Below are 16,634 nucleotides of genomic sequence, written 5' to 3' on the forward strand. Positions count from 1 at the left end.
TGAACCTACGCGCAACGGGCGAGCCCCCAAACAAGATCCCCCGGCAGAGCCGGGGGCAACGTCATGATCGCTCGCTTGCCGCGAGAGACATCAGGAAACCTTGAGGTTCTCCGCGGACGACTTGCCGCGGTTCTCCACGAGGTCGAATTCAACCACCTGGTTCTCGTTGAGGGTGGAGAGTCCGGCACGCTCGACCGCGGAGATGTGGACGAACACGTCCTTGTCGCCGCCGTTCGGCTTGATGAACCCATAGCCCTTGGTCGGGTTGAACCATTTGACGGTGCCCTTTTGCGGCATCGCTCGTCTCCTCCACTAGATATAAAAAAGACGCGGCCGCTTTTCGCGTGCCACGCCACAAACGGTCTTGCGGAAGTCTGTTCGAGTCTTGAGGCGCAATGTCGCGAAACGCACAGCCAAGCGGCCAATTCCGATTGTGACCGATATTGCAACATGAAAATCGTCGCCTAGCAAGCCGCGCGAGGATTTCAAGACCAGGCCAGCTGCCTTCAAGCGCAATTTGCGACCTGTGGCAGCAGAACCACAATCAGTGCAATAGCCTTGGCCGTCATGCGCCGACCGGTTGACCCCTCGTGGCAGTTCGGCACAAATCGCCGCTAGCGCCGCAGACCGTGTTGCATTTTTGCGCGCCGCCACTTCGCTACGGGATTCATGGTCATGCGCTGCGCCGCGCAGCTCTCCGGGACACGGCAGACGATCGGGCTGGACCGCGTCCGCCGGATCGCCGCTGCGCTTGCGATGGCGTTTGCGCTGGTCGTGACCATGGCGGCGGTGAGCCCCAGCTTCGCGCAAAGCCCGACGCCGACACCCACCCCGACGCCCACGCCGTCTCCAACGCCGATTCCGTCGCCGACCTCGACCAATCAGGATCGGTCAGCCGGCAACAGCGCGCTCAATCTCGGCTCGGGCTTTCTGGAGCGGCTCGGCAACCAGGCATCCGGCGGCGTCAACCGGGCGTTCCGCACCAATCCGGGCGGCGGCGGTGCCTCGGCGGGCACGGAAGATCCCCGCTACCGCACCTGGTTCGAGGGCTACGGCCTCTCGGTCCGGACCGATGCGCAAGGCGATTTCGTCGGCGACAAGCGCAAGACCTTTGGCGGCGTCGCCGGTTTCGGCGCGCGGCTCGCACCCGGCGTCAACATCGGATTCTCGGTCGACCACAGCCACACCGACATCGACGTGCCGCTGGCGCTGCAATCCGCAACGCTCGACCTGACCCAGCTCGGGTTCAGCGGCTCGGTCGACAGGGGCCCGTGGACCTGGGCCTTTGCGGTGGTGCACGGCTTCGGCAAGGTCCATTCCAGCCGCGACACCGGCCTTGGCCTTGCGACCGCGGGCTATCGCGCCGCCGTCGACGGCGCGCTGACCGAGATCAGCTATTACTGGACCAAGGACCAGATGCGCATCGTGCCGAAGGGCGCGCTGGAATATGTGCGCGCCACCAGCGCCGCGTTCAGTGAGTCCGGCGGGCTCGACCCGCTCAACGTCGGCGCGACGGCGCTCTCGCGCGCGCGCATCATGATCGGGGCGGAGATCGGCCGCTACTTCATTATCGACCAGAAGATCCTGGACCTCTCGGCCTACGGCAAGTTCGTCGACAATTTCCACCAGGACCTGGGATCCATCCAGGTCAGCCTGGGCGCCCAGAACATCATCGTTCCCGGCATCGGCGAGAGCCGTTACGGCGCGGATGCCGGTGCCTCGGCTTCGCTCAGCCTGACCAACGTGGCTCGGCTCTACGTCAATTACGACGGCAAGTTCCGCAACGAGCTCACCTCGCACCAGGGCACAATCGGCTTCGAATACAAATGGTGAGCTGACGCTCGCCTGCGTTCAGGTCGGCGCCGTCGCCACATATCCGGTTAAGCCAAAGCCCTCGCGCGCCGCCGTCATCATCGGCACCAGCGCGTTCGGATGGATGAACTCGTCGCGGAAGCAGGGATAGGTCCTGGGATCGAAGATCTTCTTCAGCCAGTCGACCACGATCTTGTGGCGCTCGGAGGTGCGAAACTCCTTGTGATAGGTGAGCCAGAGATCGGCGTGGTGGCTGACGCCGAGGTCGACGGCAACGAGCGGCGCGCCGAGCGCAGTCGACACCGTCGGCAGGAAGCCGATGCCGGCGCCGCGCTCCACCGCATAGAGCACGCCCACCGACGAATTGGTCTTGATCCCGACGATGCCCTCGAGCGACTTCAGCCCGAGCACGCGGGCATAGGCGCCGTCGTCGACCTGCGGCGCGCTCTGCTTGATGATGCGGTGGTTGTTCAATTCGGCGAGCGTTGCCGGCACGCCGTAGAGGCTTTCATATTCCTTGGAGACGAAGGGATAGATATGAAGGCGGCCGAGCTTGGCGACGATCAGATCCGGATTGGTCGGCGGCTCGAGCTGGATTGCGATGTCGGATTCGAGCCGCGCGACGTCGGCCTGCTCCATTGCGCAGCGCAGATCGACGGTGATCTTGCGGTAGGTCTTCTGGAAATCGATCAGCCGCGGCAGGATCCAGAAATTGCCGGGGCCTTCCGTCACGGCGACGCGCACGGTGCCCGAGGTGTCGTTCGATGTCCGGGCGGCGCGGCGGAAGACGTTGAAGGCGTGACGCTCCATATGCGTGACGTCGGCAATCATCGCGTTGCCTTCATCGCTGAGCGTAAGCCCGCTCTGGTCGCGCAGGAACAGCTTGCAGCCGATGCTCTCCTCGAGCCGGTCGACGCGGCGCATCAGCGTTGTGGAGGTGAGGCCGAGCTCTTCGGCGGCATTCCGAAAACTTTTATATTTTGCGCACGCTAAAAACAGCTTCAAATCATCCCAGGACGTGCCCAGGGCTTCTTCACGGTGCTGCATCATCGCAGCACCCCGGTGCAATAACTGCTGCATACTCCTGATCCCCAACCGCTAAGCTCGTCGTCATAGCGGGGCATGAAAGCCTTGAACGATAGAGGCGTGATATGAGTATGGAAAGGGGCTCGTTTGCCGCAAGACACGATTTCGATGCCCTGCCTCTGAGCCCGGACATCGACGTCCGCTGTGCGCAATTTTCCGAAATTGAGGCGCTTTCGGAGATGGCGCACCGGCTGGTGCCGGGCGTGCAGATCGGGACGGCGGAGCTTGCCAAATATTACCTTTTCGATCCCCAGAGCATCCTGACATTCAGCCGCAAAGGCAAGCTCGTCGGCGGCATGGCGTTCCTGTTCCTCAATGATCGCGGACACGACGCGCTGCTGCTCGACGAGATTTGCCTCACTGCGCCGGAGACGCGCTATCTCGCAGCGGCGGACGACGACGTCGCCGCCATCTACATTTGGGCGATCGCGGCGACGGGCCGCGGCATCGCCGGTCTCGGCAAAGCCGCGGCGCATCTGCGGCAGATAAGGTTTCGCAGTGCGGACTGCTATGCGCAGCCGTCAACGGTGGCTGGACGCGACATCATGAAGGCGACAGGCTTTGCACCTGTTCCGAGCTTTCAACCCGACCTTTGGTGCTACGAGCGGCCCTGGCATCGACGGCCGCTGCGCATGCCGGGTGCGATCATCCAATCAAGGAGCTTTGCAGATGCACGGTACTAGGATTCCTGTCGCCACGCCCTGTTCCCGCGCCATCACCATCCGCCTCGCGCGCGACCCAAGCGATCTCATGCTGGTGACCGCCATCCGCTCGGCGGTCTATCTCGCCGAGCAGGATTGTCCGTTCGAGGAGGAGTTCGACGGCAACGACATGGTCGCCGCGCATTTCATCGGCTTCGTCGGCAACGAGCCTGCGGGCTGCCTGCGGGTGCGCTTCTTCGGCGATTTCGCCAAGGTGGAGCGGCTTGCGGTGCGTCACCAATATCGGCGCTCCCGCGTCTCCTTCAAGCTGGTGCAGGCCAGCGTCGATTATGTGAAGCGCAAGGGCTTTCGCAAGATCTACGGCCAGGCGCAGGACCGGCTGGTCGATTTCTGGGCCCATTTTGGCGCCAAGCCGCTCGGTCACAACCGCAAGATCACCTTCTCGGATTTCTCCTACACGGAGATGCTGCTGGAGGTCGAGCCGGGCCCGGACGCCATCACGCTCGACAGCGATCCCTATGTGATCATCCGTCCCGAGGGCGATTGGGACCGGCCTGGCGTGCTCGATGCGTCGGCCGGGCGGGCAGTGACCTCACCGCTGCGGGACCTCGCTCTCGCCGACCGCTGAAATAGGTGCAGCTGCGCGCAACACGATGCTGGTTTCCATGCACGATGATCCGCCGATCCTGGTCTGTGCGGATCTTCAGGTCGAATACCTGACCCCCGGCCGCCGCCACGTCATCCGTGACGGCGATGCGACGATGGCGCGCTGCCTGGAACTTCTGACGCTGTGGCGCAGCAATCTGTGGCCGGTGATGCATCTGAAGCGCATCGCGCAGGCGGCCTGGTTCAATCCGTCATCCAGGCTGACCGATTGGATCGCAGAGGCCAGGCCACGGCCGGGCGAGATGACGTTCGAGCACCCGCTGCCGTCCGCCTACAGCTCGTCGCGGTTTGTCGGCCACATGTCCGCTATCGGCGCCATGCGCTGCATTCTGGTCGGCTTTTCCCTGGACGAGACCATCCTGGCCACCGCCGTCGAGGGGTTTCACCGCAGCCATCGCTACCATGTGATCAATGACGCCGTGGCTTGCCGGCAGCCGGGCACGGACGATGCCGCCGCCTACCGGCAAGCGGTAGTGAATGTCATCGCGAATTTTGCTACAATCCAGTCCAGCGCCGAACTGATCAAAACCAGCGGCGCCGTCGCGGTGTAGGCGGCCGCGGCCGGTCGATGGGGTTGAGAATTGTCGCGGGGAGACGAGCTCAAGGAGCTGGTGAGCGATCTGTCGCATGCCGCCGAGAAGGCGCGCAGGCTGGGGCTGCCCACGACGGTCTACTTGCTCTCGATGGCGCTGATGGAGGTGAGGGAAGCCGTTGCCGCCACCGACGAAGGGGACGACGACGGCGCGGCGTGAAAGCTGCCCGGCCGGCTTCTGCGATCCGTGGTGCCGTCATGTGCGGCTTTGTGCATCCCTGCTGAGCGCTTGCCGCCGACGAATTGGCGTTGCAAGTTTCGCGTCGTGGCAATAGCCACGTACTTAAGACAAGCACTTGCCATCGAGTGATGACGCCGGCCGAGCCGGCGGCGTGACGCTTTCAAGGATCTTCGCAAATGTCCATGCTGCCCAATTCGCAAGAGGCCCGGGATGTAGCCTATCAGCTCCATCCCTACACCAATGCGCGCACCCATCAGCAGGCCGGTCCCCTGGTGATCGAGCGCGGCGAGGGGCCCTATGTCTTCGACGTGTCGGGCAAGCGCTATTTCGAAGCGATGGCGGGCCTGTGGAGCGTCGGGCTCGGCTTCAACGAGAAGCGGCTGGTCGAGGCGGCGTACAAGCAGATGCAGGCGCTGCCGTTCTACCACACCTTCTCCGCCAAATCGCACGGTCCCTCGATCGACCTCGCCGAGAAGCTGGTCGCGCTCGCGCCTGTACCGATGAGCAAGGTGTTCTTCACCAATTCCGGCTCGGAAGCGAACGACACGGTGTTGAAGCTGATCGCCTATCGCTCCAATGCGCTTGGCCAGCCCCAGCGCAAGAAGGTGATCAGCCGCCTGCGTGCCTATCACGGCGTCACCATCGCATCCGCCAGCCTGACGGGCCTGCCGAACAACCACCGCTCCTTCGACCTGCCGCTGCCGAACATCCTGCATACAGGCTCGCCGCACTTTTATAAGGACGGTGCCCCCGGCGAGAGCGAGGAAGCCTTCGCCACGCGCCGGGCCGAGGAGCTCGACGCGCTGATCCAGAAGGAGGGGCCGGATACGATCGCGGCCTTCTTCGGCGAGCCGGTGATGGGGGCGGGCGGCGTCGTCGTGCCGCCGGCGACCTACTGGGACAAGATCCAGAAGGTGCTGAAGAAGTACGACATTCTCCTGGTCGCCGACGAGGTAATCTGCGGCTTCGGCCGTACCGGCAAGATGTTCGGCTGCGAGACTTACGGCATCGAGCCGGACGCGATGGTGGTCTCCAAGCAGATCACCTCGAGCTATTTCCCGCTGTCGGCGATCATCCTGAACGACCGCATGTTCGAGCCGATCGCGGACGAGAGCAACAAGATCGGCGTGCTCGGCCACGGCTTCACCGCCGGCGGCCATCCGGTCGGCTCGGCGATTGCGCTGGAAAACCTCAAGATCATCGAGGAGCGCGGCCTGGTCGCGCACGCGGCCGAGCTCGGCGCCTATATGCAGGGCCGCTTGCGTGAGCTTACGAGCCACCCGTTGGTCGGCGAGGTCCGCGGCGTCGGCATGATCGCCGCGCTCGAGCTCGTGCTCGACAAGGGGCGCAAGACCGCCGCCAGCACGCCGGGCGCCGTCGGCGGCATCGCCAGCCGCATGCTCCAGGAGCGCGGCGTGATCTCGCGCAACATGCTCGATGCCATCGCCATCTGCCCGCCGCTGATCACGACCAAGGCTCAGATCGACGAGCTGGTCACCGCGATCTCAGGCGTGCTGAACGACATGAAGAGCGAAGTGGCGAAGCTGACGCCGGCGTAGGGGCTCTCTCCCCGTCATTGCGAGGAGCCCTTGCGACGAAGCAATCCAGACTGCCACTGCGGAAAGATTCTGGATTGCTTCGCTGCGCTCGCAATGACGCTGTGGAAACAGCGGCCGCCTACGCCCGCTGCACCCCGATCACGCGGCCCTTCTCGATCGCCAGCGCCAGCTCGCCGCGCTTGAGCTTCAAGGCGGCGTCGCCGAACAGCTCGCGGCGCCAGCCGCGCAAGGCGGGGACGTCGGCCTCATCGTCCGCCGCGATCTCTTCGAGATCGTCGACGGTCGCGATCACCTTGCTTGCGACTGCGTGGCGTTCGGCGGTCATCCGCAAGAGCACCTTCAAAAGCTCGACGATGGCCGCGCCGTTGGAATTGTTGCGCGGTTTCTCCAGCTTGGGCAGCTTCGTGAAGTCCCGCGCGAGCCCACGCTCGACCGCGGCGATGATGTCCGCGCCCCATTTGGACTTCTCGAACCCCTTCGGCACCGAGCGCAGATGCGCGAGCTTCTCCAGCGTGGTCGGCGCGTGGGTCGCGATGTCGGTGACGGCTTCGTCGCGCAGCACGCGGCCGCGCGGCACGTCGCGGCTCTGCGCCTCCTGCTCGCGCCACGCCGCGACCTCCATCAGCACCGCGAGGTCCTTGGGTTTGCGGACCCGCGTCTTCAGCCGTTCCCAGGCGCGCTCGGGGTGGAAGTCATAGGTGCGGGGCGAGGTCAGGACCTCCATCTCGATGGAGACCCATTCGCTGCGGCGGCGTTTCTTCAGATCGGCGTCGAGCGCGGCGAAGACGTCGCGCAAATGGGTGACGTCGGACACCGCGTAATGCATCTGCTCCTTGGTCAGCGGCCGGCGCGACCAGTCGGTGAAGCGGTGGGTCTTGTCCGGGCGGTGGCCGGTGACCTTCTCGACCAGCGCGTCATAGGCGATGCTGTCGCCGTAGCCGAGCACCATCGCAGCCACCTGGGTGTCGAACACCGGATGCGGGATGATGCCCGCCTGGTGCCAGATGATCTCGATGTCCTGGCGGGCGGCGTGAAACACCTTCAGCACGCCCTCGTTGCCCATCAGCTCGAAGAACGGCTTGAGATCGATCCCCTCGGCCAGGGCGTCGATGACCACGGCTTCCTCGGCGCTGGCCATCTGCACCACGCACAGCAGCGGGTAATAAGTGGTCTCGCGCAGGAACTCGGTATCGACTGTGATGACGGAGTGCTTGGCCAGCCGGCTGCAGGCAGCCGCGAGGTCAGCGGTGGTGGTAATCAAATCCATGAACGGCCCATGACACTGAATACAGCCGTTCTGCCGAAAGTGCTGTGATGTCAAGGGGCTCTAAGCGAATTCGAGCCTTGCATCGGGCCGGAATCGACCCTTTCCGACCAAATTCCTATTCGTAACGGACCCGCTGCGAGGGTTTTCGCGCGCAGGGCAGCGCCACCACGATCACGCACATGGCGACCAGCGCCAGTCCCAGGAACTCGAAAACCAACAGATCCACGGCGAAATCTCCAGAAACATGGATAGATTTGTCGGGGCTGCGTTGAGGGTCTGTTAATTGCGATGGTTACCGGCGGCGGGCCGGGGGCGGATGGTGGACGGGGAGTTAATGGCGCGCCGCAGCCATGGTCACGCCATCAGCTTCGGCAGGCCGGCCGCGAGCATGTCCACGGCCGCGCGCACCTTCGGCGGCAGCCGGGGCGAGCGCGGCCAGAGCGCGTGGCACTCGTAGAGGAATTGCGGCTGACTGCTGAAGAGACTGACGAGCGCACCAGTATCGAGGCGCTCGCGGACCAGCCAATAGGGTAGCCACGCGAGGCCCATGCCTTGCGCCGCGGCATCGGCAATCGCCTCCAGATCGTCGAACCTCAGCCGGCCCGATGGCATGATCTCGCGCGGAATGCCGCCCTCCTGCGGAAACAGCCACGGCCGGACACGCCCCGAGCCGCGATAGATGATCGCTTGATGGTTGGCGAGATCGTCGAGCGATTTCGGCTTGCCGCTCGTGCGCAAATACGACCGCGCGCCACACACCACCATGCGCTGGCTTGCGATGCGCCGCGCGATCAGACCGGACTGGTCGTCGAGATCGCCGGTCCGGATTGCCAGATCGTAGCCGGCTTCGACGATGTCGGCGATCGGATCGCCGAACGAGAGGTCGAGCTTGAGATGCGAATGTTTCCGCGCCAGCCTCATCAACAAGGGCGCGATGCAGTGCCGTCCCAGCAGGGCCGGCATGGTCACACGCAGTCGGCCGCGCGGCTCCGACAACTGGTCGGCAACGACGCTATCTGCGGCTTCGGCCTCGCTCAGCACCGCGCGGCAGCGTTCGTAATAGGCCTGGCCGGCGTCGGTCAGGCTCTGGCGCCGCGTGGTGCGGTTGAGGAGCCGTGCACCGAGGCGTTCTTCGAGGAAACGGACGTGCTTGCCCACCATCGGCCCCGACATCTCCAGGGCGTCGGCCGCGGCCGCGAAAGAGCCGAGGTCGACGGCCCTGACGAACACGGCCATGCTGGTCAGGCGGTCCATGATTGAAAACTCCTGGTTTCGACTGTTCAGTTGTTTGAGCGATTTATTCCTTTCGCGCGGACCGGCATAGCTCCATTCGGTTCAACTGTTTTGGAGTGCATCCATGGCCCGCGCCGTTCGCTTTCATCACCATGGTGGTCCCGACGTGCTGCGCATCGAGACCGTCGATGTCCCGCCGCCGGCATCGGGCGAGGTGCAGATTAGGATCAGGGCACTCGGCCTCAACCGCGCCGAGGCCCTGTTGCGAAGGGGGACCTATATCGAGCGTGCGACTTTTCCGTCGGGGCTGGGCCTGGAGGCGACAGGCATCGTCGAAGCGGTCGGGGATGATGTGACCAGCTTTGTGCCAGGAGATGTCGTGAGCATCGTGCCGCCTCTGTCGATGGTGCGATGGCCGGCCTATGCCGAGCTCGCGACGTTTCCGGCCGAACTCGTCGTGAAACATCCGCCGGAGCTCGGCTTCGAAACGGCGGCTGCCGTGTGGATGCAGTATCTGACGGCCTACGGCGCTTTGGTTGATATCGCCCGACTTGGCCGAGGCGACGTCGTTGCCATCACCGCGGCATCCAGCAGCGTCGGAATCGCGGCCATTCAGATTGCGAACCGGGTCGGCGCGACGGCGGTCGCGCTGACACGGACCTCGGCCAAGAGTGGGCCTTTGCGCGATGCCGGCGCTGCCCATGTCGTCGCCTCGGACGAAGACGATATTCGGGCGCGGCTGGAGGCGATCGCCGGATCAAACGGGGTCCGCGTCGTCTTCGACGCCGTCGGCGGTCCCGCGTTCGAGCCGCTGACCGCGGCGATGTCGCCGGGCGGAATCCTGATCGAATACGGCGGATTGAGTCCCGAGCCGACGCCGTTTCCGCTTCTCAACGTGTTGACCAAGAGCCTGGTGTTGCGCGGCTACCTCGTACACGAGATCATCCGCGATCCCGTGCGCCTTGCGCAGGCAAAGGCGTTCATTCTCGACGGGCTGTCGGATCGCACGTTGCAGCCGGTCATCGCCAGGACGTTCCGGTTCGAGGACATCGTCGAAGCGCATCGCTTCCTGGAGTCGAACGATCAGTTCGGCAAAATCGTGGTGACGATCTGATGAGGGGACCGTAGGGTGGATTAGCCGAAGGCGTAATCCACCGCTGTCCATATCCGCAGATGCGGAAGAGGTGGGTTACGCTGCGCGAACTGCGCTTCGCGCTTTCGCGCAGCTAACCCACCCTACGACGATCAGGGCAGCTTCAGCGACGTCTCCGCGTTGTACGGCTTCAGCGTCTCGTCGGCGGCCTTCTGGGCGGCGGCGAGGGCCTCCTTCGGCTGCTTCTTGCCGTTGAGGACCAGCATCACCTCGTCCTCGAGATTCTTGCGCACCGGGACGGTCTTGTAGGTCGCAAACCACGGCTTTGCGACGTCGAGCTGCTCGACGGCGGTCTTGGCGTCGGGGTTCTTGCCCAGGAATTCGACCATCTCGGGCGTCTTGTAGGCGGCCATGTTGGGTGCGAAATAGCCGGTGGCGCGGCTCCACCAGCCGCTCTTCTCCGGCGAGGTCATCCACTTGATCAGCGTCCACGCGGCCTTCTGCTTCTCGGCCTCTAAGCCGGCCGGCATGATCAGCGAGGCGCCGCCGATCGGCACCGCGTTGCGGACGTTGCGCGGGATGAAGGCGACCTTGTAGGCGAACTTGGCGTTGTCGCGCACGTAGGTGAGCGAGCCCGTCGACAGCATCATCATCGCGGCATTGCCCGAGATGAAGGAGGTGCTGACGGCAGGGCCGGGCGTGGCGCCGGGCGTATGCACCTTGTGCTTATAGATCAGGTCGTTCCACCAGGAGAGCGCGCCCAGCATCGAGGGCGTGTCGTAATAGACCTCGCCGCCGAACTCCTCGTTGTAGTAGCGCCCGCCATTGCTCATGGTGAGCGTTTCCATCATCCAGCCGCAATAGTCGTAGGCGCAGGGGATCGCGATGCCCCATTGGGTCACCTTGTCGCCCTCGCGCTTGGTCAGCTTCTTGGCCCAGTCGGTGAGCTCGGCCCAGGTCTGCGGCGGCTTGCTCGGATCAAGGCCGGCTTCCTTGGCCTTGTCGGCGTTGATGTAGAGCAGCGGCGTCGAATTGTGGAAGGGCACGCCGTAGACCGAGCGGTTGATCACCGCGTTGCCTTGCAGCGCCGGGAAGAACCGGCCGAGGAACTGCTCCTTGGTGATGCCGTCCGCCTTGATCAGCGCATCGAGGTTGGTGAGCTCGTTCTCGATCTGCATGTCGAGCAGGAAGTTCGCCGACATGATCACGGCTGCCGGCGGCTTGCCGGCCTTGATCGCGGCGCGCGTCTTGATCAGCGTGTCGTCGTAGGAGCCGGTGTAGACCGCGGTCGCCTTGACGTCGGGATGGGTCTCGTTGAACTCCTTGATCAAGGTGCCCATGTCGCGGGCGAGCTTGCCGTCGACGGGGACGGGGAAGAACAGGTCGACCTCGGTCGGACCTTCGCCGGCGAGAGCCGGAAAGGCGAGGGGGCCTGCCATTGAGCCGGCCATGGCGAGGCCAAGCACGATCCTGCGGGAGAACAGCATCGGAAAATCTCCTATTTGATGCCTGAGGTGACGAAAGAGCTGATGAAGCGTTTCTGGAAGATCAGGAAGGCGACGAGCAGCGGCGCGATCACCATCAGCGTGCCCGCGGCGATGGTGCCCCAGGCCTGCGTGCCTTCGGCGGTCTTGGTGAAGACGGAGAGGCCGACCGTGAGCGGCCGCTTGTCCGGCGAATTGATCACCATCAGCGGCCACAGGAAGTCGTTCCAGTGGCTGGTCACGGAGATGATGGCGAAGGCCGAGAAGCTCGGCATCGACAGCGGCACGTAGATGTGGCGGATGCGCTGGAACAGGCCGGCGCCGTCGATCAGGGCGGCGTCTTCCAGTTCGGTCGGAATGGCTTCGAACGCCTGGCGCATCAGGAAGGTGCCGAAGGCCGAGGCGAAGAACGGCATCATCACGCCGGTGAGCGTGTCATAGAGCCCGAGCTGCGCCACCAGCGACAGGTTCGGCACGATCAGCAGCACCGGCACCAGCATCAGCTGCATCAGGAACAAATAGAAGATCAGCGTCTTGCCGGCGAATTCCAGGCGCGCGAAGGCAAAGCCGGCCAGCGTGATCGTGACGAACTGCACCAGGAGGATGCCGGTGCAGATGATCGTGGTGTTGATCGTGTAGCGCGGGAAATCGCCGATTTCCCAGGCATCCCTGATATTGTCGAGCGTCGGCTTCAGACTCGGCATCAGTTCGGCCATCGTGTTGATGCCGTCGGAGGCCGGGCGCAGCGTCGCAACGCCCATCCACAGGAACGGGATGAGCCAGACGATCGCGAGCAGCACGGTCAGGAGGAAGCCGAGCTTGGGCGTGATCTCGCCGCGGGTGGCGAGCGGGGCGTCCTTGTAGAGCCTGTCGATCAGCTTCATGGCCCGCCCTCGCGGTTGGCCATCGTGCGGAAGGAGAGCGCGGTGAGACCCATCAGCGCGGCGAGCGTCAGCAGCGTCGCCGCCGAGGCCTTGCCGATGTCGTAATGCTCGACCGCCTGCTGGTAGATGTAGAACAGCACGAGGTTGGTCGCGTTGGACGGCCCGCCCTGGGTCATGACGAAGACGTGGTCGACCTGCGTCACCGCATTCAGCGTGGCGATGACGGTGACGAACAGGAAGGTGGGCTTGAGCTCCGGCAGGATGATGTGGCGCAGGCGCATGTAAGGCCCGGCGCCATCGAGATGCGCCGCCTCCATCACATCCTCGGGCACGGCCTGAAGGCCGGCGAGGAAAAACAGCATGTAATAGCCGGCATTCTTCCAGATCGTGATGACCATGATCGCGGTGAGCGCGATGTCGGGGTCGCCGAGCCAGTTCGGCAGCACCGGCAGCAGCCGGCCGATGTAATAATCGAGCAGGCCGACATTGGGCAGGAAGATGAACAGGAACAGCGCGGAGGCCGCGACCATCGGGATCAGCACCGGCAGGAACAGCGCGGCGCGCAGTGCGCTGGTCACGGCGTGGGTGCGTGACAGCGCCAGCGCGAACAACAGCGCAAGCGCGATGCTCGGCACCGCCGTGCCGACGGCGTAGATCAAATTGTTGACGACGGCGCCGGTGAAGGCGGGGTCGGCGAGCACGGCGCTGATATTGTCGAGGCCGACGAAACGCACCGGCGCCTTCGGGCTCGCGCGCTGATAGAGCGCGTCGATGAGGACGCGTCCCATCGCGCCATAGGTGAACAGCGCGAGGAAGACCAGCGAGGGCAACAGCAGCAGATAGGCCGGCAGCGAGGTCTTGAAGCGCTCCGTGAACCGCTTCAGGACGTTGAGACGCGGTGCCGCCGACGTCGCGACCGGGAGAGCCGCGGGTTCAGCGAGGCTCATCTCATCGCGCCGGGAAATTGAGTGCATAGTCGCGGCCGTCCACTCCTGCCGGTGGTTCGAAGGGGAAGCGCAGACTTTCGTCGAGGAAATCGTGGCTGTGCACGACCAGGTTCTCGTCGTCGATCAGCACGACGCCATAGGCCGGCGGCTCGTGGCTGGCGAGATGCTCGCTGGCCGCAACGTCGAGCTCGAACCAGACCTGGTGGTTGGTGCCGCGCAACGTCGAGAACGGGATCTTGCCGTAGCTGCCGAAGATCGGCCGGTGCACATGGCCGAAGAAGAGATGGCGGATGCGCGCGCGATAGGGCGCTATCACCTCGGCGAATTCGGCGCTCTGCTTCAGCGCGATTTCGTCCATGGCGTGGACGCCGACCGGGAAGGGCGGATGGTGCATGAACACGACGAATTCTTGCTCGGCGGGGGCGGCCGCGAGCGTATTCGCCAGCCAGCCGAGGCGCTTTGCGCACATCTCGCCGGCATGGCTGGTCTCGTCCAGCGTGTCCAGGAAGACGAACAGGCCATGCTCGGTGGTGCGCGTGCCCTGCACGAAGCCGTTGGCATCGCGCGGCGCGGCCTTCAGCGCGTCGAGGCAGATGAGGCGCTTGTCGTGATTGCCGACCATCGCGATGTAGGGAATCTTCAGCGCCGCCATCGCCTCGGCGAAGTTGGCGTAGGACTCAGCCTCGCCCCAATGGGTGAGGTCGCCGGTCACGACGGCGAACGCAGCGTCGGACTGGTGCTTGTTGATGTCGGCAATCGCCGCATCCAGCCGGGCGCGCGGATCGAGCCCGTAGAGCGTCAAGCCGGGGTTCGCGAGGTGCGTGTCGGTGAGGTGGATGAACTTGAAGGGCATGGCGCGCCTGAGTCGGGACGGTTGAAGGATGGCGCCTCCGGCAAGACGGCGCTGCCAGCCCGTTAGAGCGCGTGTGTTTCAGTTTGATGACAGCGGTTCCCGTGTCCACAAGCGCCCGTGTCGTAGGGTGGATTAGCCGAAGGCGTAATCCACCACTGTGAGCCAACCTCAAGTTGTGCTATCGATGGTTGATGCCTGACTATCGCCGCGCATTCATCCCCGGAGGACGCTGGTTCTTCACCGTGAACTTGCTTGATCGGCGGAAATCTCTTTTGACCGAGGAGATCGAGAGCTTGCGGGACGCAGTCGCCGAAACCCGACGGAGCTATCCTTTCGAGATCGGTGCTTTTGTGGTCTTGCCGGATCATCTGCACGCGATCTGGAAGCTGCCGCCGGGCGATGCCAATTTTTCTGTGCGTTGGCGGTTGATCAAGGCACGATTTGCGAAAGCCCTACCGGCCAATGAGCGTCGGAGCGTAGTCCGTGTCGCGCGAAACGAGCGCGGTATCTGGCAACGCCGCTTTTGGGAGCATCTGATCCGTGACGAGACCGACTACGCGCGCCATGTCGAGTATTGCTACTACAATCCCGTCAAGCACGGGCACGTGTCGAAGGTTTGCGACTGGCCGTACTCGTCGTTTCATCGCGACGTGCGGGCGGGATTGTTTCCGGAGGATTGGGGCGGGGACGTCAGGATCGCAGGCGAGTTCGGTGAGAGGGCATGATCAGCGTCAGTCTGTAGGGTGGATTAGTGAAGCGTAATCCACCTCTTCACTTTCTGCTCGGTGGGAATGTGGTGGATTACGCCTTCGGCTAATCCACCCTACGCACCGAGTTTGTCGCTACGTCCCGCAGAACGTCTGCAGCACCCGCTGGTCCGGCAGCGGCGGATCGGCGTAGGCCGCATACTCTGGCTGATCCTCGTAGGGCCTCGCCAGCACCTTCACCAATTCCTCGAACGGCGCGTAATCGTCGTCGTTCACGGCGGCCTGGATCACGGCCTCGACGCGGTGGTTGCGCGGGATGAACATGGGATTGACCGCGTGCATGGCCGCTTGCCGCTCGGCGGCGCCTTGCTGTTCCAGCGCGATGCGCGCGCGCCAGCGGCCGGCCCATTCGTCGAAGGCTGCGGGCTCCATGAACTGCGCGCGCACGTCCGCAGCCTCATCACCGGCGGCATCACCCAGCTTGCGGAAGGTGAGGGTGAAGTCGGCCTGGTTCTTGGCCATGGCATCCAGCAGGTCCTGGATCAGCGCTTCGTCGCCGTCACGCTCGGTGAACAGGCCGACCTTTTTGCGCAGGCCGGCCTGATAGGCGGCGCTGAACTGATCGGAGAACGCGCCGAGGATGTCCTGGGCTTCGGCGACCGCCTTCTCCTGCTCGTCCGAAAACAGCGGCAGCAGGCATTCGGCGAGTCGCGTCAGATTCCACAGGCCGATGCGCGGCTGGTTGGCATAGGCGTAGCGGCCCATCTCGTCGATCGAGGAAAAGACCTGCGCCGGGTTGTAGGCGTCCATGAAAGCGCAAGGCCCGTAGTCGATGGTCTCGCCCGAGATCGAGCTGTTGTCGGTGTTCATCACGCCATGGATGAAGCCGACCAGCAGCCAGCGCGCGATGAGCTCGGCCTGGCGCGCGACGACTGCGGCGAGCAGGTCGTGATAGGGCCGCTCCGCATGCAGCAGGTCCGGATAGTGGCGCGCGATGACGTGATCGGCGAGCCGGCGGATCGCCTCGGTGTCGCGGCGGACGGCGAAGAACTGGAAGGTGCCGACGCGGATGTGGCTGGCGGCGACGCGGGTCAGCACCGCGCCGGGCAGTGCGGTCTCGCGGATGACGTGCTCGCCGGTGACGACGGCGGCGAGCGAGCGCGTGGTCGGAATGCCGAGCGCGTACATGGCCTCGCTGACGATGTATTCGCGCAGGACTGGGCCGAGCGCCGCGCGGCCGTCGCCGCGGCGGGAGAACGGGGTGGGGCCCGAGCCCTTGAGCTGGATGTCGCGGCGGACGCCGTCCTTGTCGATGACCTCGCCGAGCAGGATGGCGCGGCCGTCGCCGAGCTGCGGCACGAAATGCCCGAACTGGTGCCCGGCATAGGCCATGGCAATGGGATCCGCTCCGGCGGGAACCGTCTTTCCGGCCAGGATCTCGGCACCATCAGGGGTCTCCAGCAGATCGGGATCAAGACCGAGCTGGACCGCCAGCGGCCGGTTCAGCTTGATCAACCGGGGGGCGGCGACCGGGGTCGGCGCAACGCGCGCGAAGAAGTTCTCCGGCAGCGCCGAATAGGAGTTCTGAAAGGGGAAATGCACCGTCAT

General features: G+C 64.5%; 17 protein-coding genes. 8 read left to right on the forward strand and 9 right to left on the reverse strand.

The annotated features are described in order from the left end of the window. Positions 1–90: 90 nt before the first annotated feature. Positions 91–297 (reverse strand): cold-shock protein, encoded by a 207-nt coding sequence (locus AB7M16_RS36715; protein ID WP_024338088.1) that lies wholly within the window; start codon positions 295–297, stop codon positions 91–93. Positions 298–675: 378 nt separating this feature from the next. Between AB7M16_RS36715 and AB7M16_RS36720 the strand changes: the two genes are divergently transcribed. Continuing rightward, positions 676–1,833, forward strand: coding sequence for an autotransporter outer membrane beta-barrel domain-containing protein (locus AB7M16_RS36720; protein WP_453946998.1), 1,158 nt, complete (start codon positions 676–678; stop codon positions 1,831–1,833). An 18-nt stretch (positions 1,834–1,851) separates the two neighbouring features. Here AB7M16_RS36720 and AB7M16_RS36725 read toward each other — a convergent pair whose 3' ends face one another. Continuing rightward, positions 1,852–2,892 (reverse strand): LysR family transcriptional regulator, encoded by a 1,041-nt coding sequence (locus tag AB7M16_RS36725; protein ID WP_212257564.1) that lies wholly within the window; start codon positions 2,890–2,892, stop codon positions 1,852–1,854. Positions 2,893–2,963: 71 nt separating this feature from the next. Between AB7M16_RS36725 and AB7M16_RS36730 the strand changes: the two genes are divergently transcribed. The 5 genes from AB7M16_RS36730 (at position 2,964) to AB7M16_RS36750 (ending at position 6,558) form a co-directional block, all read left to right on the forward strand. Continuing rightward, a complete protein-coding gene (locus AB7M16_RS36730) occupies positions 2,964–3,581 on the forward strand; it encodes a hypothetical protein (RefSeq protein ID WP_453947000.1) in 618 nt (205 codons plus the stop codon). Continuing rightward, entirely contained in the window at positions 3,568–4,188 is a 621-nt protein-coding gene (locus AB7M16_RS36735; protein WP_172786488.1) for a GNAT family N-acetyltransferase, read from the forward strand. The genes AB7M16_RS36730 and AB7M16_RS36735 overlap by 14 nt, the downstream gene beginning before the upstream one ends. A 25-nt stretch (positions 4,189–4,213) precedes the next feature. After that, positions 4,214–4,777 (forward strand): isochorismatase family protein, encoded by a 564-nt coding sequence (locus AB7M16_RS36740; protein WP_453947003.1) that lies wholly within the window; start codon positions 4,214–4,216, stop codon positions 4,775–4,777. A gap of 30 nt (positions 4,778–4,807) precedes the next feature. After that, the gene (locus tag AB7M16_RS36745; RefSeq protein WP_453947006.1) at positions 4,808–4,978 is read left to right on the forward strand and encodes a hypothetical protein; all 171 of its coding nucleotides are present in this window, start codon (positions 4,808–4,810) and stop codon (positions 4,976–4,978) included. 197 nt (positions 4,979–5,175) lie between these two features. Next, positions 5,176–6,558 carry an aspartate aminotransferase family protein gene (locus AB7M16_RS36750; RefSeq protein ID WP_453947007.1) on the forward strand — a complete coding sequence of 461 codons (1,383 nt, stop codon included), beginning with the start codon at positions 5,176–5,178 and terminating at the stop codon, positions 6,556–6,558. A gap of 118 nt (positions 6,559–6,676) precedes the next feature. On the opposite strand, the gene rnd is transcribed toward AB7M16_RS36750, so the two are convergent. Further along, complete coding sequence (rnd, locus tag AB7M16_RS36755; RefSeq protein WP_439363244.1) at positions 6,677–7,825, reverse strand: ribonuclease D; 1,149 nt, start codon at positions 7,823–7,825, stop codon at positions 6,677–6,679. 354 nt (positions 7,826–8,179) lie between these two features. Then, on the reverse strand, positions 8,180–9,079 hold the full coding sequence (locus AB7M16_RS36760; RefSeq protein WP_453947010.1) for a LysR family transcriptional regulator: 900 nt from the start codon (positions 9,077–9,079) through the stop codon (positions 8,180–8,182). Positions 9,080–9,182: 103 nt separating this feature from the next. Between AB7M16_RS36760 and AB7M16_RS36765 the strand changes: the two genes are divergently transcribed. Beyond that, positions 9,183–10,172 carry a zinc-dependent alcohol dehydrogenase family protein gene (locus AB7M16_RS36765; protein ID WP_453947011.1) on the forward strand — a complete coding sequence of 330 codons (990 nt, stop codon included), beginning with the start codon at positions 9,183–9,185 and terminating at the stop codon, positions 10,170–10,172. A gap of 131 nt (positions 10,173–10,303) precedes the next feature. On the opposite strand, the gene AB7M16_RS36770 is transcribed toward AB7M16_RS36765, so the two are convergent. The 4 genes from AB7M16_RS36770 to AB7M16_RS36785 are packed head-to-tail and all read right to left on the reverse strand — an operon-like array spanning position 10,304 to position 14,319. Beyond that, positions 10,304–11,638: an ABC transporter substrate-binding protein gene (locus AB7M16_RS36770; RefSeq protein ID WP_453947012.1), complete on the reverse strand. Its 1,335-nt coding sequence runs from the start codon at positions 11,636–11,638 to the stop codon at positions 10,304–10,306. An 11-nt stretch (positions 11,639–11,649) separates the two neighbouring features. Continuing rightward, on the reverse strand, positions 11,650–12,519 hold the full coding sequence (locus AB7M16_RS36775; RefSeq protein ID WP_453947014.1) for a carbohydrate ABC transporter permease: 870 nt from the start codon (positions 12,517–12,519) through the stop codon (positions 11,650–11,652). Then, positions 12,516–13,466: a carbohydrate ABC transporter permease gene (locus tag AB7M16_RS36780; RefSeq protein ID WP_453947016.1), complete on the reverse strand. Its 951-nt coding sequence runs from the start codon at positions 13,464–13,466 to the stop codon at positions 12,516–12,518. Before AB7M16_RS36780 ends, AB7M16_RS36775 begins: the two co-directional genes overlap by 4 nt. 1 nt (position 13,467) lies before the next feature. After that, positions 13,468–14,319 carry a phosphodiesterase gene (locus AB7M16_RS36785; RefSeq protein ID WP_453947018.1) on the reverse strand — a complete coding sequence of 284 codons (852 nt, stop codon included), beginning with the start codon at positions 14,317–14,319 and terminating at the stop codon, positions 13,468–13,470. 191 nt (positions 14,320–14,510) lie between these two features. On the opposite strand from AB7M16_RS36785, the gene AB7M16_RS36790 reads away from it, so the two are divergent. Continuing rightward, positions 14,511–15,044: an REP-associated tyrosine transposase gene (locus tag AB7M16_RS36790; protein ID WP_453947019.1), complete on the forward strand. Its 534-nt coding sequence runs from the start codon at positions 14,511–14,513 to the stop codon at positions 15,042–15,044. A gap of 117 nt (positions 15,045–15,161) precedes the next feature. Here the strand turns inward: AB7M16_RS36790 and AB7M16_RS36795 are convergent, their stop codons facing one another. Then, complete coding sequence (locus AB7M16_RS36795; protein WP_453947021.1) at positions 15,162–16,634, reverse strand: protein adenylyltransferase SelO; 1,473 nt, start codon at positions 16,632–16,634, stop codon at positions 15,162–15,164.

It is taken from the genome of Bradyrhizobium sp. USDA 372, from assembly GCF_053629095.1.

Excerpts from the sequence above, each read along its gene's own strand:
- AB7M16_RS36750 (WP_453947007.1), top strand. The coding sequence starts at position 5,176 with ATGTCCATGCTGCCCAATTCGCAAGAGGCCCGGGATGTAGCCTATCAG.
- AB7M16_RS36780 (WP_453947016.1), bottom strand. The coding sequence starts at position 13,466 with ATGAGCCTCGCTGAACCCGCGGCTCTCCCGGTCGCGACGTCGGCGGCA.
- AB7M16_RS36730 (WP_453947000.1), top strand. The coding sequence starts at position 2,964 with ATGAGTATGGAAAGGGGCTCGTTTGCCGCAAGACACGATTTCGATGCC.
- AB7M16_RS36720 (WP_453946998.1), top strand. The coding sequence starts at position 676 with ATGCGCTGCGCCGCGCAGCTCTCCGGGACACGGCAGACGATCGGGCTG.
- AB7M16_RS36725 (WP_212257564.1), bottom strand. The coding sequence starts at position 2,892 with ATGCAGCAGTTATTGCACCGGGGTGCTGCGATGATGCAGCACCGTGAA.
- AB7M16_RS36795 (WP_453947021.1), bottom strand. The coding sequence starts at position 16,634 with ATGACGGTGCATTTCCCCTTTCAGAACTCCTATTCGGCGCTGCCGGAG.
- AB7M16_RS36735 (WP_172786488.1), top strand. The coding sequence starts at position 3,568 with ATGCACGGTACTAGGATTCCTGTCGCCACGCCCTGTTCCCGCGCCATC.
- AB7M16_RS36770 (WP_453947012.1), bottom strand. The coding sequence starts at position 11,638 with ATGCTGTTCTCCCGCAGGATCGTGCTTGGCCTCGCCATGGCCGGCTCA.
- AB7M16_RS36785 (WP_453947018.1), bottom strand. The coding sequence starts at position 14,319 with ATGCCCTTCAAGTTCATCCACCTCACCGACACGCACCTCGCGAACCCC.
- AB7M16_RS36765 (WP_453947011.1), top strand. The coding sequence starts at position 9,183 with ATGGCCCGCGCCGTTCGCTTTCATCACCATGGTGGTCCCGACGTGCTG.
- rnd (WP_439363244.1), bottom strand. The coding sequence starts at position 7,825 with ATGGATTTGATTACCACCACCGCTGACCTCGCGGCTGCCTGCAGCCGG.
- AB7M16_RS36790 (WP_453947019.1), top strand. The coding sequence starts at position 14,511 with ATGCCTGACTATCGCCGCGCATTCATCCCCGGAGGACGCTGGTTCTTC.
- AB7M16_RS36715 (WP_024338088.1), bottom strand. The coding sequence starts at position 297 with ATGCCGCAAAAGGGCACCGTCAAATGGTTCAACCCGACCAAGGGCTAT.
- AB7M16_RS36775 (WP_453947014.1), bottom strand. The coding sequence starts at position 12,519 with ATGAAGCTGATCGACAGGCTCTACAAGGACGCCCCGCTCGCCACCCGC.
- AB7M16_RS36740 (WP_453947003.1), top strand. The coding sequence starts at position 4,214 with ATGCTGGTTTCCATGCACGATGATCCGCCGATCCTGGTCTGTGCGGAT.
- AB7M16_RS36760 (WP_453947010.1), bottom strand. The coding sequence starts at position 9,079 with ATGGACCGCCTGACCAGCATGGCCGTGTTCGTCAGGGCCGTCGACCTC.